This is a genomic window from Pseudomonas sp. KH_046_2, from assembly GCF_057838985.1.
Genome location: NZ_CM174480.1, coordinates 1,523,608 through 1,544,704, shown reverse-complemented (window position 1 = coordinate 1,544,704; position 21,097 = coordinate 1,523,608). Strand labels below are relative to the sequence as shown.

20 protein-coding genes and 1 pseudogene are annotated in these 21,097 nt (G+C 56.3%); 15 read left to right on the top strand and 6 right to left on the bottom strand.

All coding sequences use genetic code 11. The annotated features are described in order from the left end of the window. Positions 1 to 52 precede the first annotated feature (52 nt). The 5 genes from AC3IX1_RS07040 to AC3IX1_RS07020 all read left to right on the top strand — a co-directional run bounded on the left by AC3IX1_RS07040 (position 53) and on the right by AC3IX1_RS07020 (position 3,711). A complete protein-coding gene (locus tag AC3IX1_RS07040; RefSeq protein ID WP_489387640.1) occupies positions 53 to 1,021 on the top strand; it encodes a DUF932 domain-containing protein in 969 nt (322 codons plus the stop codon). Between the two features lie 80 nt (positions 1,022 to 1,101). Then, positions 1,102 to 2,103, top strand: coding sequence for a YqaJ viral recombinase family nuclease (locus AC3IX1_RS07035; protein ID WP_489387639.1), 1,002 nt, complete (start codon positions 1,102 to 1,104; stop codon positions 2,101 to 2,103). 88 nt (positions 2,104 to 2,191) lie between these two features. Further along, positions 2,192 to 3,073, top strand: a complete 882-nt coding sequence (locus AC3IX1_RS07030; RefSeq protein WP_489387638.1) for a recombination directionality factor — start codon at positions 2,192 to 2,194, stop codon at positions 3,071 to 3,073. Positions 3,074 to 3,141: 68 nt separating this feature from the next. Beyond that, the gene (locus AC3IX1_RS07025) at positions 3,142 to 3,330 is read left to right on the top strand and encodes a hypothetical protein (protein ID WP_489387637.1); all 189 of its coding nucleotides are present in this window, start codon (positions 3,142 to 3,144) and stop codon (positions 3,328 to 3,330) included. Between the two features lie 51 nt (positions 3,331 to 3,381). Then, complete coding sequence (locus AC3IX1_RS07020) at positions 3,382 to 3,711, top strand: hypothetical protein (protein WP_489387636.1); 330 nt, start codon at positions 3,382 to 3,384, stop codon at positions 3,709 to 3,711. A 9-nt stretch (positions 3,712 to 3,720) separates the two neighbouring features. On the opposite strand, the gene AC3IX1_RS07015 is transcribed toward AC3IX1_RS07020, so the two are convergent. Beyond that, positions 3,721 to 4,068 (bottom strand): helix-turn-helix domain-containing protein, encoded by a 348-nt coding sequence (locus tag AC3IX1_RS07015; protein ID WP_489387635.1) that lies wholly within the window; start codon positions 4,066 to 4,068, stop codon positions 3,721 to 3,723. Between the two features lie 139 nt (positions 4,069 to 4,207). Between AC3IX1_RS07015 and AC3IX1_RS07010 the strand changes: the two genes are divergently transcribed. The 6 genes and pseudogenes from AC3IX1_RS07010 (at position 4,208) to AC3IX1_RS06985 (ending at position 11,370) form a co-directional block, all read left to right on the top strand. Continuing rightward, the gene (locus AC3IX1_RS07010; RefSeq protein ID WP_489387634.1) at positions 4,208 to 4,561 is read left to right on the top strand and encodes a hypothetical protein; all 354 of its coding nucleotides are present in this window, start codon (positions 4,208 to 4,210) and stop codon (positions 4,559 to 4,561) included. Positions 4,562 to 4,686: 125 nt separating this feature from the next. Next, positions 4,687 to 5,478 (top strand): hypothetical protein, encoded by a 792-nt coding sequence (locus tag AC3IX1_RS07005; RefSeq protein ID WP_489387633.1) that lies wholly within the window; start codon positions 4,687 to 4,689, stop codon positions 5,476 to 5,478. A gap of 307 nt (positions 5,479 to 5,785) precedes the next feature. Continuing rightward, positions 5,786 to 6,154 carry an IS66-like element accessory protein TnpA gene (gene tnpA / locus AC3IX1_RS07000; RefSeq protein WP_489387632.1) on the top strand — a complete coding sequence of 123 codons (369 nt, stop codon included), beginning with the start codon at positions 5,786 to 5,788 and terminating at the stop codon, positions 6,152 to 6,154. Next, positions 6,151 to 6,486: an IS66 family insertion sequence element accessory protein TnpB gene (gene tnpB, locus AC3IX1_RS06995; RefSeq protein WP_191892900.1), complete on the top strand. Its 336-nt coding sequence runs from the start codon at positions 6,151 to 6,153 to the stop codon at positions 6,484 to 6,486. The genes tnpA (AC3IX1_RS07000) and tnpB overlap by 4 nt, the downstream gene beginning before the upstream one ends. 205 nt (positions 6,487 to 6,691) lie before the next feature. Beyond that, positions 6,692 to 7,270 (top strand): annotated as a pseudogene (locus AC3IX1_RS06990) (transposase); the annotation flags it as partial. A 275-nt stretch (positions 7,271 to 7,545) separates the two neighbouring features. Then, a complete protein-coding gene (locus tag AC3IX1_RS06985) occupies positions 7,546 to 11,370 on the top strand; it encodes a tetratricopeptide repeat protein (RefSeq protein ID WP_489387631.1) in 3,825 nt (1,274 codons plus the stop codon). Here the strand turns inward: AC3IX1_RS06985 and AC3IX1_RS06980 are convergent. The 5 genes from AC3IX1_RS06980 to AC3IX1_RS06960 form a co-directional block, all read right to left on the bottom strand. After that, positions 11,367 to 11,540, bottom strand: coding sequence for a transposase family protein (locus AC3IX1_RS06980; RefSeq protein ID WP_489387630.1), 174 nt, complete (start codon positions 11,538 to 11,540; stop codon positions 11,367 to 11,369). The genes AC3IX1_RS06985 and AC3IX1_RS06980 overlap by 4 nt on opposite strands. Then, positions 11,537 to 11,860: an IS66-like element accessory protein TnpA gene (tnpA, locus tag AC3IX1_RS06975; protein ID WP_489387629.1), complete on the bottom strand. Its 324-nt coding sequence runs from the start codon at positions 11,858 to 11,860 to the stop codon at positions 11,537 to 11,539. Before tnpA (AC3IX1_RS06975) ends, AC3IX1_RS06980 begins: the two co-directional genes overlap by 4 nt. A 434-nt stretch (positions 11,861 to 12,294) precedes the next feature. Continuing rightward, entirely contained in the window at positions 12,295 to 13,725 is a 1,431-nt protein-coding gene (locus AC3IX1_RS06970; protein WP_489387628.1) for an IS1182 family transposase, read from the bottom strand. A 327-nt stretch (positions 13,726 to 14,052) separates the two neighbouring features. Beyond that, positions 14,053 to 14,667: a hypothetical protein gene (locus AC3IX1_RS06965; protein ID WP_489387627.1), complete on the bottom strand. Its 615-nt coding sequence runs from the start codon at positions 14,665 to 14,667 to the stop codon at positions 14,053 to 14,055. A 248-nt stretch (positions 14,668 to 14,915) separates the two neighbouring features. Further along, positions 14,916 to 15,986 carry a helix-turn-helix transcriptional regulator gene (locus tag AC3IX1_RS06960; protein WP_489387626.1) on the bottom strand — a complete coding sequence of 357 codons (1,071 nt, stop codon included), beginning with the start codon at positions 15,984 to 15,986 and terminating at the stop codon, positions 14,916 to 14,918. A 112-nt stretch (positions 15,987 to 16,098) separates the two neighbouring features. Here AC3IX1_RS06960 and AC3IX1_RS06955 point away from each other — a divergent pair, with 112 nt between their 5' ends. From AC3IX1_RS06955 to AC3IX1_RS06940, 4 genes are all read left to right on the top strand, one after another. Beyond that, positions 16,099 to 16,980 (top strand): hypothetical protein, encoded by an 882-nt coding sequence (locus tag AC3IX1_RS06955; RefSeq protein WP_489387625.1) that lies wholly within the window; start codon positions 16,099 to 16,101, stop codon positions 16,978 to 16,980. A 63-nt stretch (positions 16,981 to 17,043) separates the two neighbouring features. Next, on the top strand, positions 17,044 to 17,415 hold the full coding sequence (locus AC3IX1_RS06950) for a hypothetical protein (protein ID WP_489387624.1): 372 nt from the start codon (positions 17,044 to 17,046) through the stop codon (positions 17,413 to 17,415). Positions 17,416 to 17,464: 49 nt separating this feature from the next. Beyond that, positions 17,465 to 18,445 (top strand): hypothetical protein, encoded by a 981-nt coding sequence (locus AC3IX1_RS06945; RefSeq protein WP_489387623.1) that lies wholly within the window; start codon positions 17,465 to 17,467, stop codon positions 18,443 to 18,445. A gap of 35 nt (positions 18,446 to 18,480) precedes the next feature. Further along, positions 18,481 to 21,096, top strand: coding sequence for a PD-(D/E)XK nuclease family protein (locus tag AC3IX1_RS06940; protein WP_489388695.1), 2,616 nt, complete (start codon positions 18,481 to 18,483; stop codon positions 21,094 to 21,096). Position 21,097: the final 1 nt, after the last annotated feature.

Genomic DNA, 21,097 nt, shown 5'->3' with positions numbered 1-21,097 from the left:
GCTGCGCTGTGCGCGGCGCTTTATGCCGGCCTGCACCCAAAGGAATCTCACCATGGCTCATCTCGTCGAAACTATGGCCTACGCTGGCGCTGCACCGTGGCATGGCCTGGGCAATCAGCTCACTCAGAAACAACCCATCGAAATCTGGCAACGCGAAGCCGGTATGGACTGGCAGATCCAGGAAAGCCCCGTGCATTTCAAATCGGATGCCATCGGCCATCTGGGTGCTATCCACTCGTTCCCCGAGCAGAAAGTCTTGTTCCGTTCGGATACCAAGGCACCGCTGTCGGTAGTTTCCCAGCGATATCACACCGTTCAACCCCGCGAAGTGCTGGAGTTCTACCGGGATCTCACTGAGGTATCCGGCTACGAGCTGGAAACCGCTGGCGTGCTCAAGGGTGGTCGCAAGTTCTGGGCGCTGGCACGTACTGGTCAAGGTGCTGCACTGAAAGGTAACGACCAGGTCAACGGCTACCTGCTGCTCGCCACTTCCTGCGACGGCACCCTGGCGACCACAGCAACGCCAACCACCGTGCGAGTGGTGTGCAACAACACCCTGACCATCGCCCTGGACGGCACCAGCCGCGCGATCAAGGTGCCGCACAACACCCGCTTCGATCCGAAAGCAGTGAAGAAGCAGCTCGGCATCGCCGTCTCGCAGTGGGATGAGTTTATGTACCGCATTCGGGCCTTGTCTGAGCGCAAGGTGCAGTGGCATGAGGCGCTGGAATTCTTCATGACCGTGCTGTGTGAGACCAGTCCAACCGGCGCACTGCCGGAGGTACTGCCCAACGAACGCGCTCTGCGCAAGGTTCAGGAGCTGTACGAAGGTCGTGGTCGGGGCAGTCAGCTCGACTCGGCACGCGGCACCGCCTGGGGCTTGCTTAACTCCGTGACCGAGTTTGTCGATCACGAGCGTCGTGCACGCAGCAATGAGTACCGCATGGACTCGGCTTGGTTCGGCCAGGGAGCACAGATCAAGCAACGTGCCCTGGACACCGCCCTGCAACTGGTCGCCTGACCGCTTACCTCCTTCAACTCCATAACGCCCGATCAGCGTAGTTGCTGGTCGGGCGTTTCTATTTCCGCAAGGTGAATGCCATGACAGCTACTCCGTTGAGCTGCACCCGCAAGGCGCGCCCAGCGCTGCGCCTAATCAGTACCAAGGAATTACCGCGTGAAGATTGGCTGGCCGTGCGTAAGCAGGGCATCGGCAGTTCGGATGCAGGCGCGGCCGTTGGCCTCAATCCATATAAATCACAGCTAGAACTGTGGCTGGAGAAAACGGGACGCGACACCACACTGCCGAAGGCCGATCCGCACGATGAGGAAAGCCCGATGTACTGGGGCAACGTGCTGGAACCCATCGTGGCCTGGCATTACAGCAAACGCACGAAGAACAAGGTGCGGCGCATCAACGCCGTGCTGCAGCACCCTGATCCTGAGCTGCCCTGGATGCTGGCCAATATCGACCGCGAGGTGATCGGTGCTGACGATGTGCAGATTCTCGAATGCAAGACAGCCGGCATAAATGGCGCACGCCTCTGGAAAGAAGGCGTGCCCGAGTATGTGCAACTACAGGTGATGCACCAGCTCGCTGTCACCGGCAAGCAGAATGCGGACGTGGCCGTGCTGCTGGGCGGCCAGACGCTGGAGATCCACCGCATCGAACGGGACGAGCAGATGATTGCTCGCCTGATCGAGCTGGAGCGTAAGTTCTGGCGCTACGTCGAGACCGACACGCCACCACCTGCCGATGGCTCAGCCTCGGCTGAAATGGCTCTGCGTGCGCTCTATCCGGAAGACAACGGCCAGACGCTGGATCTCAGCAAATCTGCAGGACTGACCGCCACCTATATCGAACTGAAGGCGGTACGTCAGTCGATAGCGGAGAAAGAAACTCGTGAAGCCCAGCTCAAGCAAATGCTGCAGCAGGCCATGGGGGATGCTACCCGTGCCGACTTCAGTCACGGCTTCATCACCTGGAAAAAGTCCAAAGACAGCACTGTGCTCGATGTCGAATGCATGCTGAAGGACAAACCCTATCTTCAGGCGCGCTACATCAAGATGAAGGAAGGCAGCCGACGCTTCCTGATCAACTGACTCCGCTATTCCTCACTTCCCTCCCCTTGGCCAGTCCACGCAGTTCGCGCTGCGTGGCTGGCCTTTTTTCATTTCCAGGAGAACCATCATGTTGAAAGGCTTAGCCCTGACGCCGCCCGTGCTCGGACGCATATCCATCGGCAAAGTCGTTGAGAAAAACGGTAAACGCCTGCCGGAGAAAGATGATCAGTTCACCATCACGTCCCAGGTGCAAAGCAGGGATGGCTGGCTGCTCCACCCACTCAACGACGAACTGCGCCAGAGTAAGGAAGACAAGCTGCGCAGCATTCCTGTACGCCTATTGTTCAACGAACCGGAACTGAATTTCCGGGCCGACTACACCCTGTTCGACCGGCAATCCGGGCGACCGTTGTGCGTCGGCAATGGTGAAACCTGCAAGCGCATTACCCAGGACGGCATACAGTCTCTGCCTTGCCCTTCGCCCGATGCCTGCCCACTGGCCAAGGGCGGTGCCTGCAAGCCTTACGGACGACTGAATGTGATCATCGGTGAAGAAGATTCGTTGGGTAGCTTTGTATTCCGCACCACCGGATTCAACAGCATCCGCACGCTGGCCGCTCGACTGCATTACTTCCAGGCCATCTCAGGTAATCGGCTGGCTTGCCTGCCACTGGAGCTGCGCCTGCGAGGTAAATCCACCAGGCAAAGCCACGGAACGCCGATCTTCTACGTCGACCTCACGGTACGCAATGGCATGGATATGACCGAAGCGCTGCAGAAAGCGAGCGAGCTCGATACACAGAGACAAGCAGCAGGTTTCGACCAAACGGCACTGGATGACGCCGCTAGTCGGGGTTTCGGCAACGGAGCCTTCGAAGATAGTGAGGAGGACAGTCACGTCGTGATCGAGGAGTTCTTCGCAAACTCGGAGCCCGCCAGCAACTCTAGCCACGGTGAATCGCAGCCAGCTCCCAACTCTCTGGCGAGCAAGCTGAAAGCTCTCGCCTAACAGGCCCACTAATTCAAACCTGTCTGTGCTGAGTACATCGGCTAGGCAGAAACTCTTGGAGACCTTCCATGTTACTACTGCGATTCTTGCTCTGCTTGTTCATATTCGTCGGCACGCTTGCCGCCGCCGGGGCGCTGGTGCTGAGCATTCTGCTCATGTTGCGCTTCCCGCCGCTGTTACTGGCCGTGGTGCTGGCCTGCTGGATCCTGAGCCGCTTGCTGACGCTACTGTCCCCCGGCCAGAGCTATCCCACCTGAAATACTCAAAATCACCGTCAGCGGCCATGCACACGGCCGCTTTACAGGAGAGTGAATCATGCTCCGTCACTGTTTGATCTGCGACTCCAGGCAGTTCTGACCCAAGAAACAGCCAAGGGCATCGCCCTGTTGGTCGGTTTGGCTGACAGCGCGTTGCGAGAAACGCAGAAAGCGAATGAAAACACCCCAAGCGCCAGACAGCCACCTGCTCATCATGGGTTGGCCGCCATTACTCCCGTCTATCGATCGGCATCGCGGGTAGCCGAGGATGTCGCCAAATATAACTTCGCGGGGTTCAACGTCTTATGCCTGCGCTGCGGCGCTCTTTTTGATGAACCAGTAACACAGGAGGCATGCGAAAGAACAAAGCAACCGACGTGACTGAGCCAATCAGTCGTGATCAAGTCTGGTCACAAGACGCTCCACCATGTCCATGACAAAGTCGCGGTCATGCGGCTCCAGCCTGGAGAGCAAGTCATAGAGCCTGCGCGTCTGGTCCTCTGGGCGCGAACTCCCCTCGGTAAGCAGGTCGGCTGTTTCGCAACAAAAAATTGCCGCCAATTCGACCAAACGCTCGATGTTAGGCATGACGATTCCACGCTCGATACGGGATACGGCCTCGCTTCCAATCCCAAGCTTTTCCGCAACCTGCTCCTGACTCAGCTTGCAACGCGCACGCTGGCGAGCAATTGCTTGGCCGACAAGCTCCGCCAGCAGCTTCGATTTGGTTTTTGACATGCCACCCTCCAGTTCAACCTGGATAGTTGGCTATCAACCTGTTGACATGAAGGACCTCTCAAACCGAGACTCACCTCAAAAAGTTGATATTCGACTTTTTCGCTAATCCACCACCTCATGCAGGGAGCTCAAAAAAACCATGATCGTCGTAACAGGTCTGAATGAAGCGCAGATTGAAGGTCTCGTGAAGAGCAAAGCGTCCTTCGAGATCCATGGCCTCAGGGGCAATTTCATGGCAGGTATTAAACTTGTCGAAACCAAGATTGACAGTCTGGGACTGAAGTGTCGAGTCACAAGTGATGTGAAAAGTACTGTGGTACAGGGCGGCACACTTGGTGCTGTATTCAGCGTCCTGACAACACCTGCAACATTGACCATAGCAACATTGACGGCCGTAGCAGGTGTGGGCCATGCGCTAGTCACTTACAACCCCGACTACGAAATCCTCAAAGACTACGTCAATAAAAAGCTCAGGATCACGTACAAGAAATAGCTCTCAGATAGTTACCGAAAGCGACATTGATTGCCCCACGACACGCCGGGGTTTGCCTTCATCATCGGCCGTTAAACGGCCTGCTCTTATTTCGCCCTCAACAAAAGCAACAAACTGGAGAACCCATGAAACGGATACTCAGCATCCTTCTGCTCGCTTTCTGCGCCAACGCAAACGCCGTCGTGGATCATTACGCATGGGGCAACATCGCCTTCCCAGACGAGACCTCTACCAACGGTCTTCCCGAAGCTATTCCGTGTATCGCCAAGAAATCCTTTAACGGTCAACCTATGATCAAGTGCACCTGGCTGGAGACCTCCCGCGAAGTGCTCATCTGGGATGCCCAGCGCCAGCAGGACCGTCGCTATGTCAACCAAGTAAGTGGTACGTGTCTGCGCGGTAAGTGCCGGACAAACACTACATTGGTAGGTGAGTGGAATCAGGATGCCTTCTTCGCGCTGTCGATCTGGTATCGCATCGGCATCAGCACCGACGGCAAGCCAGTGGCCTACCGGGTCGATACCTCTCACCAGGTGTCATACGCCAAAGCCGGTTCTATCCTGTACCAGTTCTACCTGGATATTGGCGTCCCTGATAATCAGCTCGTCCCCACGTTTGACGGGCGCTATGAAGGCGGCTACGCAGCTTGGCAAGCACACAAAGGAGGTACTCAAGCAGCAGCTGTACAGTCACCAGCTACCTCGCCCCAATCCGAATGGCCGGATGTAAAAAGTGCATGGTGCAACCCGCGCATGGACGATGACTGCTACATCAACGAGAAGAGGGTTCCAATCGCAGAACTGGGTAAATGGTTGCCCGACATCAGCGAATCGAATGCCGATCAGCTAGGCGGCCACTGCGAAACCATTCTCTGCTTCGACAAAGATGACCAGCCGATGGGCTATCTGTTGCAATAACAAGCCTGAGCACAGCTGCACAGTTGCACGAGCCAAAACAGTCTCCTTGCTAATCCTGAGGTAGGGGGCTTACGCCCCTATTGACTTCACTTCAGTTTTTATTTTTGGCCAAGGGCATAATCGCATCGCCTGTCCAGACAATCGCAATGGCGAGGACCACTTTGAGCAGTAGCCTTTATGAGAGCAATCGCCAGAGAGATGTTCGTAGCCGACTAAAGCACTATGCGTAAACGCCGAGCAGTATCCGTCCGGCCAAGTCATCTACCCAGCCCCGCAAGGCCAGGACATGGTGTGCACTTAAATTTAAGTGGGCACCAGTTCTAGCCTTTTAAGCGGGTATTTCATGCAGCCACAACGCCGTTCCTACTCCAAGTCCTTCAAAGCCCAGGTCATTCAAGAGTGTGCCCAGCCCGGCGCTTCGATTGCCAGCATCGCGCTCAGCCATAGCCTCAACGCAAACCTCGTACACAAATGGATTCGGGTGCAAGCGCAGAAAAGCACGGCGCTGCAACCTGCATTCATTCCGTTACCCATGCAGCTGGCCGTAGCAAATTCGCACGCAGCAGCATCGAATATCTGCGTTGAAATCCAGCACCCGCGCGGCACCGTCAAAGTGAACTGGCCAACCGAAAGTGCTGCTGCCTGCGCGACCTTTCTTCGAGACCTGCTGCGATGATCCGCATCGACTCCATCTGGCTCGCCACCGAGCCGATGGACATGCGAGCTGGCACCGAGACTGCGTTGGCCAGAGTGATCGCGGTGTTCGGTGCGGCGAAGCCGCACTGTGCTTATCTGTTCGCCAACCGCCGCGCCACTCGTATGAAAGTTCTGGTGCATGACGGCTTCGGCATCTGGCTGGCTGCTCGCCGGTTGAACCAAGGTAAGTTCCACTGGCCAAGCATTCGCCATGGCTCTGAAATAGAGTTGGATACCGAGCAACTCCAGGCCCTGGTGTTGGGCCTGCCATGGCAGCGCGCGGGCTCCGGCGGTGCGATCACACTGCTTTAACGGCTGCCATTAGCCTATCGGTCTATCGCCGCGAATTGCCTGGTCTGGCAAAATCGGCACCATGACTTCGCTCCCCAAGGCGTGATGGCCGGACGCATACATAGAAGCGAACAAGCCGCTCAGAGTTCTAGACTGTCCCGCCTGGCCGTGCAATTGTCCGATCAGCCTGTCGTCGGTTTTCGCCTACTCTGGCAAAATCGGCGGCATGACTTCGCTCCCCAATCTCGACCACCTAAGCCCTGAACAACTGCGCGCTCTGGCAGCGCAGTTGATGCAGCGTGTGGAGAGTCTCTATCAGACAGTCGAGACAATGGGCAAAAAGATCCACCGCGACCAAACGGTTATCGAGAAGCTGACCCACGAGATTGCACAGCTCAAGCGGTTGAAGTTTGCCAAGCGTAGCGAACAGTTAAATCCGCAGCAGGCCAGCTTGCTGGACGATTTGATCGATACCGATATCGCGGCGATTGAGGCTGAGCTTCAGGCATTGCAAACAGCTCCACCTGCGACCGAGAAAAAGCAAAAACCTAAACGCACGGCGTTGCCGCCGGAGTTCCCACGCACGCTGATCCATCACGAACCGGACAACACTCACTGCCCTTGCGGTTGCGCACTCAAGCGTATCGGTGAAGATGTCAGCGAAAAACTGGACTACACACCTGGCGTTTTTACGGTCGAGCGCCATATCCGTGGCAAGTGGGTCTGTGATGAGTGCGAAGCACTGATCCAAGCGCCAGTGCCGGCGCAGCTCATCGACAAGGGCATCCCGACCGCCGGGTTCCTGATCCCGTCGCTTAGGGCGATGGTGGACACCTATTTATGACGGCGATCACGGCATTGCACCCTTGGTCGGGCCTGAGGCGATCATCTGCCTCGCCGATGAAATTGCTGACTATTCTAAATATCGGGTAATCATCAATAAGGGCAATGTGAGGCCAATCGTCATGTGATCACTGGGTTACTCACAGGCGAAACGACCGCGATTTTCTGAGCTTTTTCATCTCAGTGCTGCTCAGTGACATGCTCACGTTACTCCTTCGATCCCAAGGAAATGCCGCAATGGCTGACGTCAGTGATTGGCGAGACACCTTCTGTGGGCGTGTTCAAGAGCTGGCGCAGCTCGTCAGCAGGTTTCAGGAGGTACAAGCTGGACAAGGCCCTCGGCTTACTGTGATTTTGGGGGAGCGCGGGATGGGGAAGACTCGGCTCGCCCAAGAGCTGTACCGCGTTCTTGCCGCCCAGTACGACCCGCAGAACTATTGGCCTGACGATACGTCGCTCTTCGTTGGGAAGAATCTGTGTGTTGCACCCCACCTGGCGGATCCGGCTGTGCAAAACCACTACAGAAGTTTCAAGCTGGAAGAGCGTCCGATGCCGTTCCTGTGGTGGGGGTTTCGCCTGTCAGACCCTATCGTACGCAACGCTGCTCGTAATGACATGGCCACCCACCGAGCGACCCTGGATCCCCATCTTGGCCCCGTGTTCTATGCAAGGCGTGCAGCTGCTGCGCGTGAGCGGCTAAAGGGTGCCGGTATCGATGCGGGAACGGAATTGGGGAAGACGTTGCTTATTGAAGCAGTCAAGTCCATTCCGGGGCTCGGTATCGCAGCCACCGCGCTGGAACTCTTTCTGCAGTACGCCGAAAAGGGCAAGAGAGCGGCAGATGCGGTTCGTCAGGAATATCAGCTGCAAGAGCAACAACGAAATCTAGACTTGATTCGGGCAGAGAGTGACCGTGCCGACGACATCCTGACTCACACTCTGGCTGACCTTACCGAACTGCTGGCACCTGGGCCCGAATTGACACCATTGCCCATCGTTGTGTTTTGCGATGACGCGCAATTCGCATGCGAGGGCGGCGATGAAGGCGCGCTGCGTCTACTAAGTGATTTGTGGCTTCGCGCCCACCTCAATGGCTGGCCACTGCTTTTGGTGCTGACGCATTGGGCGGTTGAGTGGACTCACGACGCAAGGCAAAAGCAGCGCCGTACTTGTGCTTCTACGTTCAGAAAAGATGCCCGATCAGCTCGTGGCGGGTTGTTGATCGATCTGCCGAAAGAGCCTGCTTTGGCTGAGCTTTTGCGGTCAGGTTTGCCAGGATTGCCACCTGCGGATGTGGCCTTGCTTCTAGGCAAGGCGGACGGTAACCCTCAGGTTCTCATAGAGCTGGTAGAGCTTGTGCGCCGGTCGCCGGCCTGGCGATGTAAAGGTGATGGAGGACTCACGCCGCACGCGCGAGCGGAGATCGAGCTTCGTGCAACGAGCCTGGTAGCGTTGATTCTTGAGCGTCTGGAGAGCGATTCGACTCCTGAAACTGTCCGGCAAGCTGTTGCCCTGTCTTCCGTGCAGGGCATGGAGTTTCTCTGCCAGCTGACAACAGCCACGGCACAAGCGTTGGATTTGAGTGGTGCAGCGGATGGGATTCAGAGTGCTCAGTATCCACATCGCTTGGTGGTCGGCGTTGATGGTGGCGTGGCAGGGTTTGCGCAACGCGCGTATCGAGAGGCCGCCTTTGCTCTACTTGGGGGGCATGTGGGTAACCCGAGCGATATTGAGCGAGTTCTGCTTGCTACCGCGATTTCTTTTGTTGATACCCCTGATCGCTGGCAGGAACTGTCTGCGCAGGAGCGGACTACCGTGTGGTGCGTGTTGGTTGGGTTGGCCGAGGACCATCCTGAACAGGCAATACGCCACTATGCTGGCCGAGCTTTGCTCGAACTGGTGCATCAAGCATTGACCGCCAGGCAGGGGTGTGACTTTGCACGTGCAGCGGAACTTGCTGTGCGCTTTGAAGAGGGTTTGGCCAAACGCTGGAATATTGAAAGCTTTCCCATGGTCAATGTGGATGAGGTGAGGAAGGCATTGAGTGCCTGGTTCGGGCCGACGAAAACGATAACTCTTACCCGAGCGATCCTTCAACGGTCACGCGAACTAGTCACTGAAACGGGCACGACCGAGGCGCGGATCGATTTATCGATTGCACTGGGTGTTGCTGGCCAGCTGGCGCAATCGCAGGGTGAATGGTCTCAGGCTGACGAGCTGTATCGTGAAGCGTTGGCGATCCGTCGTGAACTGGCTGACCAATTGAATATCCCCCAAGCAAGAAGTCTCGTGCCAGTGATGCTGCATCTCATCGGAGAATTGGCACAAGTGCAGGGAGAGTGGGCGCAAGCTGACGAGCTGTTTCGCGAGGCACTGACAATCAGTCGCGAATTGGCCGTTCAGCTGGGTACGCCGGAGGCGCGGCACGATTTGGTGGATTCGCTTGAGTGTGTCGGCTCGTTGGCGCAGGAACGGGGCGACTGGGCGCAATCCGAAGAGCTGTATCGCGAGGCTTTGGCGATCAGCCGTGAACTGGCCAGCTTGCTGGGTACGCCTGAGGCGTGGCGCGATTTGTCGGCGTCACTGGAGCGTTTTGGCGCGGTGGCGCAGAAGCAGTGCGATTGGGCGAAATCCGACCAACGATATCGCGAATGCCTGGCGATCAACCGCGAATTGGCCAAGCACCTGGGTACGTTCGAGGCGCGACGCGATTTGTCGATAGCGCTAGAGAAAGTCGGCGTGGTGGCGCGGGAGCAGAGCGATTTGGTGCAAGCTGACAATTTGTTTCGCGAAAGTCTAATGATCAACCGGGAGCTCGCCGCAAAATTGGGTACGCCCAAGGCACGACGTGATTTGTCGATAGCGCTGGAGAAAGTCGGTGTGGTGGCACAGGAGCAAAGCGATTTGGCGCAAGCTCAAGAGCTGTATCTCGAGGCTCTGGCGATCCGTCGCGACCTGGCTGCACAAATGGATACACCCGAGGCATGGCGCGATTTGTCAATTGCACTGGGAAGCGTCGACATGATTGCGCGATTGCAGGGCAACAGAGCGCAGGCCGACGAACTGTATTGCGAGGCTCTGGCTATCCGCCGAGCACTGGCCAAGCAACTGGATACGCCCGAAGCGTGGCGCGATTTGGAGATTGCCCTCGAGCGTATCGACGTGCTGGAGCGGTTGAAGAGCGACAAGCCACAAGCCGACGAGCAGTATCGCGAGGCTATGGCAATCCGCTGCGAACTCGCCGAGAAACGGGCCATGCAGCTGGATACGCCCGAGGCATGGTGTGATTTGTCGGTGGCACTGGAAGATATTGGCAAAGTGGCGCGGTTGCGGGGCGACTGGGTGAAGGCCGATGAGCAGTATCGAAAAGCGTTGGCGATCCGTCGTGAACTGGCTGCACAAATGAGGACTACCGAGGCGCAACGAGATTTGTCGATTGCACTGGAAAATGTCGGAGCGGTTGCGGTTGCAGTGGCACGGCTGCAGGGGGACTGGACCCAAGCCGACGAACTGATGCGCGAGGCGCTAGCGGTCCGTCGTGAACTGGCCACGCAATTGGGAACTGTCGAGGCAAGGCGTGATTTGTCGGTCTTGCTGGATAAAGTGGGCTTGGTGGCGGCAGCGGCGCAGGGCGATTGGACGCAAGCCGGTGAGCAGTATCGTGAAAGCCTGGCGATCAATCGTGAAGTAGCCACGCAACTGGGTACACCTGAGGCACAGCGCGATTTGTCGACTGCGTTGCAGCATGTTGGGCAGGCGGCGTGGGCGCAGGGCGACTGGGTGCATGCCGGCGAGCTGTATCAAGAAAGTTTAACTATCAACCGTGAACTGGCCGCCCAACTGGGCACGCCCGAGGCGCAGCGCTATGTCGGCGTTACCTTGGCGCTTCTCGCTTCTGTTGCGAACACGGCCGGGGATGCGGGCAAGAGTTGCGGATTGTTGCGAGAAGCCTTGCTGCTGTTCGAGGCGCTTACCACAGTGTTGAAAACGCAGGAGTCCAAGGATGAGGTCGAAATGATCCGTGAGCAGATGGCTCAATATGGATGTGGTCTGGAATCTTAAGGCCAGCCGTCTGCATCGTAGTAACGGCCATCCCGGAACAGTTCAGCGAGATAGGCACAATGCGGCTTCGCCGCACCGAACACCGCCATGACCCGCGCCAGCGCGGTGTCGGTGCCGGCGCGCATGTCCATGGGCTCGGTGGCGAGCCAAATGGAGTCGATGCGGATCATTGCGTCAGTCCGCGAACGAACCGGACACAGCCCTCGGGATCGGACGCAGGCCATTTCACTGTCAGGTTTTTTTCCTCATACGGAACCTCGATGCTGATCGATTTCTCCGGCCCAGCCTGAATTTTCGGTTCCAGTTTCAAAGGAACAAACGCTGGCAAGTTTGTGAGTTGTTGGTCGCGATAAAGCGGTAACCTTTTGCGTATGACATTGGCATTGATGCCGTGGCTCATGGCGACGCTGGCCACCGAGGCGCCCGGTTGCAAGCATTCCTGGACGACCTGGGCTTTGAAGGGCTTGGGATAAGAGGTTCGTTGGCGCATGGCAATCCGCTTGTTAGGACTAAAAATGGTGTCCATCTTCGCCATAAGCGTTGGGGTCAGGAAGGTGTGTTGGCCGGACGCCTACGCCGAGCACGCGCCTTGAACGCTTGCTCTCCCCCTTCCAAAATCTCACAGACTCGCCACCGTATACGGGGGTTCTCTAGACTGCCACACCGGTTTGCATTCGACCCGACCAGTCATTTGCAGTCGTTCTGACCACCGATTGCATCGAATTGGACCGGCACGCTTTGTAACCAGGGTCGGCAGAGAACGGCCCAGAGTGTATAAAAACGCTCATGACCTTATCTTCCTGGAGCATCGACGTTCGTTGGCGGTGCGATCGCACGGTCAATGCTGCGTGTTGCATCGGTCGCGACCTGGAACACGTCAGCGCTGTTTTTACAGCCTTTGGGGTGGGCCAAAGTCAGCCTTTCTTAGGCTGACAGCGCTTTCATCAAACCGTTGGCACCGATGATTTTTATGAACCGTTTCAAGTTGTAGGCGAGCACATTCAAGCTCATCTCCGCACTCACCCCGGCCAGCTTTCGCGTCAGGAAGTGCGTCGCACCCATCCATTGTTTGAGCGTCCCGAAGGGATGCTCAACCGTCCGTTTTCGAACTCGCATCATCTCCGGCGCTTTGCTCAGCCGAAGCTGCATGTCCTCCAGCACGGCTTCATGCTCCCAGCGTCGAACTCGTCGCTCCGTGCTCGGGGTGCATTGCGACTTCAACGCGCAACCCTGGCATTTCGAACTCCAGTAACGATGCAACTTCAGGCCTTTTTCAACGTAGGAATAGTGCCAGATCAGCGCCTCTCCAGCCGGGCAAATGTATTCGTTTTTTGCCGCGTCATAGATGAAGGCATCGTTATTGAAACGCCCGTCAGCCTTGGCTCCAGAGGTCATCGGCTTGGGCACATAGGCGGTGATGCCGGCATCGTGACAAGCCAGGATTTGTTCGCTTTTGAAGTAACCTTGGTCAGCCACTACCGACAACGTATCTGACGCCATTGCCTCGCAGGCCTGCTTGGCCATCGAGCTGAGTTGATCGCGGTCGGAACCGACGTTGGTCACCTTATGCGCAACGATCAAATGGTGCTGCGTATCGACCGCTGTCTGCACGTTGTAGCCGACGATTCCCGTACCGCACGTCATCATGGAGCGGGCGTCTGGATCGGTCAGTGAGACCTGTTTATCTGGCGATTCATTGAGCTGGATTTCGATCGCTTGAAGCTCTTTCATTTGCGTCTTCAACTTGGCGATTTTCTCTTCCAGCCGCACAGCCTTGGGCTCAGAGGAGTTTGGTTCTTGCCGGTCGGCAGTATCGAGTGCGGCCAGATAACGACTGATGCTCGATTCAATTTCTTCCATTCGTCGCTTCAGTTTGGCGCTGGTGAAATTGCGGTCGCGGTTGTTGACGGCCTTGAATTTGCTGCCGTCGATAGCGACCAGATTTTCTCCGAACAGTCCCAACTGTTGACAGAGCACAACGAACTGACGGCAGACGCCTCGGATGGCCTTGCTGTTGTCTTTTCGGAAGTTGGCGATAGTCTTGAAATCAGGCATCAAACGTCCAGTCAGCCACATCAGCTCGACGTTGCGTTGGGCTTCCCGTTCCAGTCGTCGACTCGACTGAATACGGTTGAGATAGCCGTAGATGTAGATCTTCAGCAGGATTGCGGGGTGGTAAGCAGGCCGGCCTGTGTCAGCTGGAATAGCGCCGTCAAAACCCAAGACGATCAGGTCGAGTTCATCTACGAAGACATCGACTACACGCACCGGATTGGTATCGCTGACGTAATCGTCGAGGCTCTCGGGAAGTAAGGTGCCTTGGCCTCGATGTTCACCTTGGATAAAACGCTTCATGGGCGATCCCTGCGATGAAATTCCTCAGAAATCATAGCAAGGGTTCACGGAGTCGTTTTTACACACTCTGGGCCAAAAGCAGCCCATCAGATGTGCCTACGAAACTAGGACCGATTCAATTTTCTGATTTCTTCTGCGAAAAAAGTCTGTCACACGGACGACAAAGTACTCACGTGGATTGGTGTAGGGGCGTTCGAATCAACGATCCGATGCAGTAGCTCACGATACCGCATTGGGTCGTTCCCTCTCCTTGGCGGTGGCTGCACGAGATCATCAACCGCACACGGCACAACCCCAACACACAAACCAAGTGATCACGGAAAGCGGCTACCGAGCTTTAACTGCTGGGAGTGGTTCGAGTCGGTAAAGGGCGGAGTCAAGCAATTCAAAAAACAACTCTCCTGAAGTTGCATTCGGAGCTGCGGATGCTGTGGGCCAGAGCGTCGAGTGTTCCTGTACATGAGCGCAAAGCTTCTGAATTAGCTGACTCTGTTGTCGCAGCTCTTCTAATTCATTCTGCCGCAGCCCTGGGCTAAACAACAGCGCCAAAATCTGTCTCTTGGCTAAGGATATCTCGGTGAACTCCCGGCTGTAACGACTGAGCCAGCGAGAAATCAATTGGATGTCTTCATGATTACGAGCATCGCTCACTAGAAGTTGTGCCACGCGAATCTCATCCGCACCGACGACCACTCGGCATGCAACGTAGCATTCGCCGTTGGCAAGCGGGGCGCTGGCGTTCTCCAGAGCTAATTCAGGGGTCCCACTGGCATAAACGGCATGCCGGCGCGATGGCATTGAATCCGGGCGCAGCCACTCCCAAAGGTTATCGACAACGTAAGGAACATTACTGGGAATTCGCAGAGTACTCTGGCGTTGGTACCCTTCAGAGGATTCGGCCAGCTTGCTTTCGGGGATTGCTCGGAATAATTCAACAGTCATCGTCCATAACTCAGTATCGATCGTGGGGCACACAGGATCAAGGGGCAGGAAGTTTCGACCCATAGCAGTTCACACGTATCGCTTGCTGCTACGTCAACAATCAAACAGTTGGCATTCTTAATGGCAGACGTCACATCTGTAACCATGCAATCCACTTCCTTTCAGTTGGGTAGCGAATGCTGAAATTGACTTACATTTGCCCCGTCGCAGGTGGTTAAGCAGGTCTACATTTCCCGCAATACACCGGTTCAATCATCAGCATAAAGAGTCACAGCGCGGCGTAGTGTTTCTCGCATATGCTCACGAATCACTAGAGGTCCGAGCACTTCGATCTCGTCCGCATTGCTTAGCAGAAAGAGCCTTAGGCCTTGAGTATCGCGTAGGGTGCAATTCAGATCCCATTTTCCGTCAATCGATTGCACCATGGTCTGGTCATCCGCCAGCGGATTTTCCGTAAGTCGGTTGTGCAAGTTGGCGCCCAGCCGAAGCCTGAGCTCAATAGGCTCATCGCCATTAATGGTCATGAGGTGTCTCTGCATTTCGAGCGAATTGACGTCGAAGTCCTCAGGCTCCGGAACCACCCTACTGCTTTCAGTAACGGCCACCACGCGATGCAGCATGAGCGCGCACAGTGTTTTAGGACCATTGCTGCTGTATTTGCCGCGCTTTGCGCCGGGCTCGGGTGTACAGCCTTCTGGCCACTCCTCCTCCAGCACGTAGGCTGACAGGTAGATGTTCGAATCTTGGTAAGAGAGCGCTAGAGGTTTGAGGTGGTAGACACACTCGACGCCTCCGGCATCCCGGGGCAGGTATGTGACCTTCAACGGCTCATTGTATCGAAGAGCATCTTGAATCCTGGCCACGTGAGCGGGATCGGATCGCCCGGGTTGCAACACCGTGAAGCGTGTACCCGTGGTGATGCGCTTGGCCCACTCCAGCTTTCGGCGAGGTCCCTTGCTCATGACGCCATCAACGTATTTACGCAGTTTCCCCAGCATTTCGGGTGGCGCCTGAAGGCCAAAACGAGCCGCATGATCGATGATGGCCGATACCGTCATGGCCTCCGTAGGCAAGAGCGTCAGATCAAGGCCCGGCCCTGCCCACTCCCAAAAATTGGCTCGCAGGTCTGAGTCCTGCTTGACCTGCCTGGCATCCCCGATGCGTTCCAATGCATCAAGATCCCGTTGCGTACTTCTGGGAATGTGGTTCTCAAGCGCTAACTCGGAGCAGAGACGCTCATGCAGAACGGTGGTCGACTGCGGATCCTTGTACTCAAGCAAAATCTTGCGCAGACAATCTCGGCGATCAAACAAATCCACTTTATTTTCCACAGTCATCCTATTGCGGACACGATCTGTCCCTATCTGATGGTTTTATGCTCTGGCTGGCACGCAATCTCGCTAACCGTAGTGCCAGCCCACAGGAGTATTCATGAATCGCCAAACTTACCTAGCCCGTCCACATGTGTCTCAGTTCATTGACTGGCTCGCGACAGAACTCGACTCTGAATCGGGCTTCACACACCAGTATGTTGATCGTCGTTCGGGGGCGCAATGGTCGTGCAATAGCTTGTTCGATGCCTTCACCGGCTACCGCTGGAATCATCCGGGAAACTCGCGACTGGCGTTCAATCCCGGTAACTGCTCTACGAGCAATGGCCTTGCCCTCGCGGCACTGCGCAAGGATCTCGAAAACATCAAAGAAAATGACAGTCGCGCTGTCGATGCTTCGCTTGACGTAATGAGCTGGGGTGGCGTGAGCGCGGGTAACGCGAGCTGGCTCAAAGCGAACAAGGAAGGACTGGCGGATCTGCTGAAAACAGTACAGATAGCAATGGATGCCGGCGATGAACTGGCTCCAGTTCTGCGCTCGAAGCATCTGCGTTTCAACTCTGGAATGACCAAGGTTTATTCGCTGCTGTGCAAAAATTTCGTCATATATGACAGCCGCGTCGCCGCAGCGCTCGGCTGGCTTGTAGTGAAATACTGCCAATCTCAGGGGATCCTGAAAGTGCCGGAGGCGTTGTGCTTCCCTTGGGCAGCCGCGAAAGAAGCGCCCAACGCAACGGCACCTAAATGTCGCAATCCAGGTACCGGCAATCTCCACTTCAAAGGGCTGCGCTCGGGCGCTCATCACGCACTCTGGAATCTGCGCGCCAACTGGGTATTGAGCGCGGTATTGGCGCACCCGGCAGCGAAAACCAGCCCCTTCCATTCGGTCGCCGCCCCCCACGATCCGATGCGCGCCCTCGAAGCAGCGCTGTTCATGATCGGCTATGACCTCGGCCTTCAGCGAGTAGCTGTGGCCGCCTGACGTCGGGAAGTTCTGCCCTCGTTCCAGGAACGAGGGTCACCCACTGAATTCTTGAGGTGAACGATGAAACGCTTGAGTCCGATGCAGACCCTAATAGTTGACCTTGCTGCGAACGGCATGTGCGCCATCGACCTGAAACACGCCGTAGTCCGTAACTATCCGCAACTTGAGGAGGCGCAATACCAATCGGCGCTCTTGGGCCTGCAGGAACTCGAATGCCTGGTGGGCGAAGAAGTGGAGGGAGAGTGGTTTTTCAAAACCCTGGATAAGACTCACCCTGATTATCAGCCCCTCGAATACAGCGCCGAGTTTGCCGAAAAAATCATCGCTGCGTCCTGCGGAGAGTTTGTAGAAATCGACGTAGACGATTTTCTTGCTCAACTGGACGTCATGATCGCCAAGGCAAAAGGCACTGATTCGGACTCGTCGAACTGAATACCTCAGCGACATTTTTCAGCACGTGCAACGTACTTCCAGAGGGGCAATGATGAGTATCAAAGGAGACTACGTATCGGTTGAAACAGATGAGTTCGAGGGTTTGACCACCATTGAGCACCTGCGCCATTGCCGCCATCGCGGGGGGGCGAATGAACTCACGTTGTCCTGGCGTCGCAGTATTCGCCGGACGTCGGACCATCTGATTCTTGATCTTGAAATAAAGACGTCGCGCTCGGGCGGCTGGCTGCCTTCGCAACTGGTTGTACTGACGGATGACCAGCGAATCGAACTGAACTACTTCCCCAACAAGGCCTGCGAGTACCGCCGTGGAGACCTGTATGAAATCGGCGTATTTTTTTTGGACCCCGCGCCTTGCCAGCTGCGCACGCTGTGTGACGCAGCATCGCTGAAACTCAAGCTGTACTCGACCGAAAAGAATGAATACATGCTGCTACCCAAGCAGTTTTGCATCCAGCTACAGCTGCAAGCCCGGCAGTTTTACAACAATGCGTTCGATCAGACCCAGTACACGGACGCGGTTACCGGAGTTGCCCCACATAAGGAGGATGATTCGTTCGCCGCGCACATCAACCGCCGCGAGAAACGTTATCGATCGTTGTGCAGCCAGCGGCTGATTTGGGGCCTGGTATGGCTCGGTATCTTGGGCGGGTTGTGCCTGATCCCGGTGTTCTCGAAAGTAAGCCTATCGAGTAGCGCGTCCGATCTGGCCATCATTCTCGCGCTGCTGAGCTCATTGATCTGGGTTGTACCGCATGTGCAAATTCTCTGGATTGAACAGCAGAAAAACAAAGAGTGCCCACGCTGCCACCATCGTGCGATAAAGCTCACCGGTTACCGGGAAAATGTCTATCAAGTGCGATCCGTGGAGCAAATTGTGAATGATCGGCTGACGGGCAAGCGGAAATCGCAGCAGGTGACAGTCACGGATCATGAGGTGACGCAGGATTTCGCTTGCATGGATTGTCGGCACAAATGGACGCGAAGCCATATTTCGCGGGGCTTCTAGATTAAAAATCAGCAGGGAGCGTAAACGTGTCTGATATGCGGATTACATTTGGCATGCAACTCGATGGCCAGCGGCCGATACGGCCTGGCAATCGCCTTGGATCTGTGACAGTGGGTCCGCGGGGGTTGTTGGAAATTCTCGAAACACAGCTTGGGCTGGTTGCGCTACAGCCTTGTGCCGTCCAGCGAGCAGCAGCGTATCGAGATTGTCTTGCGGAAGGTGCCGATAACAAACGCTTCTATCTCGCCAGTTTCCTGGCCGATGAACTGGGCGTGGCTGCCGAACTGCTCTCGTGGCGTGACGATCTATATCTACACGGCTGGGATGGCAATGCCTCCCCTCATGGAAGCGCACGCATCAGTGATCTCGCCCATGTTGAACAGCGAGCAAAGCACTGTGTCGCGCCCTCGGTGGGCGAGCGCCTGCTACGCATAACGTCAACTTTGCAGACGCGTCGCACGCCCATTGAAAAAATCCTGTTGGCGGATGACTGGCAAACGTACCCGCGCGCCTGGCAAGCCGTGCTCCAATGCCTTCCGCATGCATCCATCGAGCGACCTTCAGGCCGGGCGAAAGGCTTTCTAGGACAGCTGCAAGCACAGCTTCAAAGAAGCATTGCTGGCGAACAGCTTGACCCGCTCATCTGGCAGGACGACGGCACAGTACACGTAGTACAGGCACAAACCCGCTCCCTCGCGGCCAGTTGGCTCAGTCGCTCGTTTAAGGACATCGACTCACTACTGCTGGTTTCGAGCCAGGAAGGTGATTGCCTTGATGCACACATGGTTGGCGCCAGCCGGGCTCGGCAGGGACTCGACAGTGCAAGCACATTGCGGCCTGCGCTCCAGGTGTTGCCATTGGCAATGGAGCTGCTCTGGGCGCCTCTGAACTATCCAGCTCTTCTGCAATTCCTCACACACTCAATATGTCCGATTCGCACCCATGCTCGTCGCAAGCTGGCGGCCAAGATTGCTGCGTCTCCCGGTATTGAGGGTGTCCTCTGGGAGGACGTAGTAGGCGGTATCAGCCAGTACTATGGGGAAGAAGCATCGCAGGTTCTGGAATCCATAACCGCTTGGATACAGGGCCCGACATACAGCAAAGACCAGGGCGCACCCTTGGAGGACGTGCTGGGGCGAGTCCGACGGCTGAGCAGATTCTTCCAAGGGCGAATGGGGCGCGTAGAAGCGTCACACCATCTCGCATCACACGCAGGCCACGCACAGTGCACAGCCATCGAGCAAGCACTTGAAACCCTTGTCGCGCAGGGTGTGTATCTGCTTCGCCCACGCCAGCTGCAGCAAATGGTGGAACAGGCTACCGCGGCTGGAAACGATAACCCCTTACTGGCGGCGCAAGTGGGGGCGCAACTGGCGATCTCACGCCCCGGAGCGGCTATCGAGCATGTGGACACTGTGGTGTGGTGGAACATGAGCATGCCGGTGCTCCCCGGCCATTCGGTGTGGTCCAACGCAGAACTCAAACAACTTGAAGAAATGGGTGTGGCAGTGCCAACGGGCGCGACCCTTCTTGCCCAAGCCTCCCAGGACTGGCTACGCCCCCTATTGGCCGCCGACCACCATTTGGTCCTGGTACTCGGGCGACAGAGCGAGGAAAGCCATCCTTTATGGCAGATGGTGGAAACGCTGGTCGATCATCCCAAGGTCGAGGTGTTGGAAGCGCTATTGATTGCCCCAGGCCCCTTGTCCCAACCTCATCGGCTGGCTCCTCTGCCGTTGCGCAAACGCTGGTGGAAGCTGCCTGACCGAACGCCACTGTCAACGATGGAAAAAGCGTCTTTCTCCAGTTTGAATCTGCTCCTGTTCAACCCTTATCAATGGCTGTTGCATTACGGAGCGCGAATTCGCCCTTCGCAAAGCCTCACCTTGGGCGAGAGTTTTCAGCTCAAGGGAAAGTTGGCTCATCGCATAGCGGAGCGTTTTTTTACTTCGCAGCACGCTATGAACATGAGTGACGGCGATTTTTCAGCCTGGTTCGCGGTCCACTTTGACCAAGTGATCAGAGAGGAAGGCGCGGTGCTGTTGATGGACGGCCGTGGTGCTGACCTGGCTTCCTTTCGCCACCGGGTGCGACAGGCACTGAAGCAGCTGCTGACTCATTTTTCGGCCGCGTCAGTCCAAAGCGTTATCTGCGAAATACAGCTTGAAGGACAGTTTGCGGGGGGCGTGCTGGCCGGATCAGCCGATCTTATCATCACCAAAGCGGATGGCCATCAAGCGGTCGTCGACATGAAGTGGGCCGGAGGCAAGACATATCCTGACCAACTCAAGGGCAATCGGCACCTCCAACTGGCGATCTATGCCGAACTGTTGCGCCAGACCACTGGATCGATGCCTTCAGTGGGGTATTTCATACTCGACTCCGCCCGCCTTCTAACGCCGGATGATCGAGCATTCGCGGACTCTGAGTGCATTCCAGCAAATCCACCGGGCACCACGCGCGAGCTGTGGCAGAGCTTTACAGCAACATGGGCATGGCGTCAGGCGCAGATTGCCGGTGGAGTATTCGAAGTTGCCTTGGAGGGTATCGAAGAGGACGAACTATCCGTCCCGCCTGCTGGAGCAATGTCGATGGAATACCTCAAAGAATCTTATAACCACTACTTGGCTCTTGTCGGGTGGGAGCAATGAG

Coding starts and splice junctions, on each gene's coding strand:
- tnpB (WP_191892900.1), top strand. CDS start 6,151: ATGATCCGCATCGACTCCATCTGGCTCGCCACCGAGCCGATGGACATG.
- AC3IX1_RS06945 (WP_489387623.1), top strand. CDS start 17,465: ATGATGAGTATCAAAGGAGACTACGTATCGGTTGAAACAGATGAGTTC.
- AC3IX1_RS06950 (WP_489387624.1), top strand. CDS start 17,044: ATGAAACGCTTGAGTCCGATGCAGACCCTAATAGTTGACCTTGCTGCG.
- AC3IX1_RS06970 (WP_489387628.1), bottom strand. CDS start 13,725: ATGAAGCGTTTTATCCAAGGTGAACATCGAGGCCAAGGCACCTTACTT.
- AC3IX1_RS06955 (WP_489387625.1), top strand. CDS start 16,099: ATGAATCGCCAAACTTACCTAGCCCGTCCACATGTGTCTCAGTTCATT.
- AC3IX1_RS06985 (WP_489387631.1), top strand. CDS start 7,546: ATGGCTGACGTCAGTGATTGGCGAGACACCTTCTGTGGGCGTGTTCAA.
- AC3IX1_RS07010 (WP_489387634.1), top strand. CDS start 4,208: ATGATCGTCGTAACAGGTCTGAATGAAGCGCAGATTGAAGGTCTCGTG.
- AC3IX1_RS07005 (WP_489387633.1), top strand. CDS start 4,687: ATGAAACGGATACTCAGCATCCTTCTGCTCGCTTTCTGCGCCAACGCA.
- tnpA (WP_489387629.1), bottom strand. CDS start 11,860: ATGCGCCAACGAACCTCTTATCCCAAGCCCTTCAAAGCCCAGGTCGTC.
- AC3IX1_RS07035 (WP_489387639.1), top strand. CDS start 1,102: ATGACAGCTACTCCGTTGAGCTGCACCCGCAAGGCGCGCCCAGCGCTG.
- AC3IX1_RS07015 (WP_489387635.1), bottom strand. CDS start 4,068: ATGTCAAAAACCAAATCGAAGCTGCTGGCGGAGCTTGTCGGCCAAGCA.
- AC3IX1_RS07040 (WP_489387640.1), top strand. CDS start 53: ATGGCTCATCTCGTCGAAACTATGGCCTACGCTGGCGCTGCACCGTGG.
- AC3IX1_RS07025 (WP_489387637.1), top strand. CDS start 3,142: ATGTTACTACTGCGATTCTTGCTCTGCTTGTTCATATTCGTCGGCACG.
- AC3IX1_RS07030 (WP_489387638.1), top strand. CDS start 2,192: ATGTTGAAAGGCTTAGCCCTGACGCCGCCCGTGCTCGGACGCATATCC.
- AC3IX1_RS06980 (WP_489387630.1), bottom strand. CDS start 11,540: ATGATCCGCATCGACTCCATTTGGCTCGCCACCGAGCCCATGGACATG.
- AC3IX1_RS06940 (WP_489388695.1), top strand. CDS start 18,481: ATGCGGATTACATTTGGCATGCAACTCGATGGCCAGCGGCCGATACGG.
- AC3IX1_RS06965 (WP_489387627.1), bottom strand. CDS start 14,667: ATGACTGTTGAATTATTCCGAGCAATCCCCGAAAGCAAGCTGGCCGAA.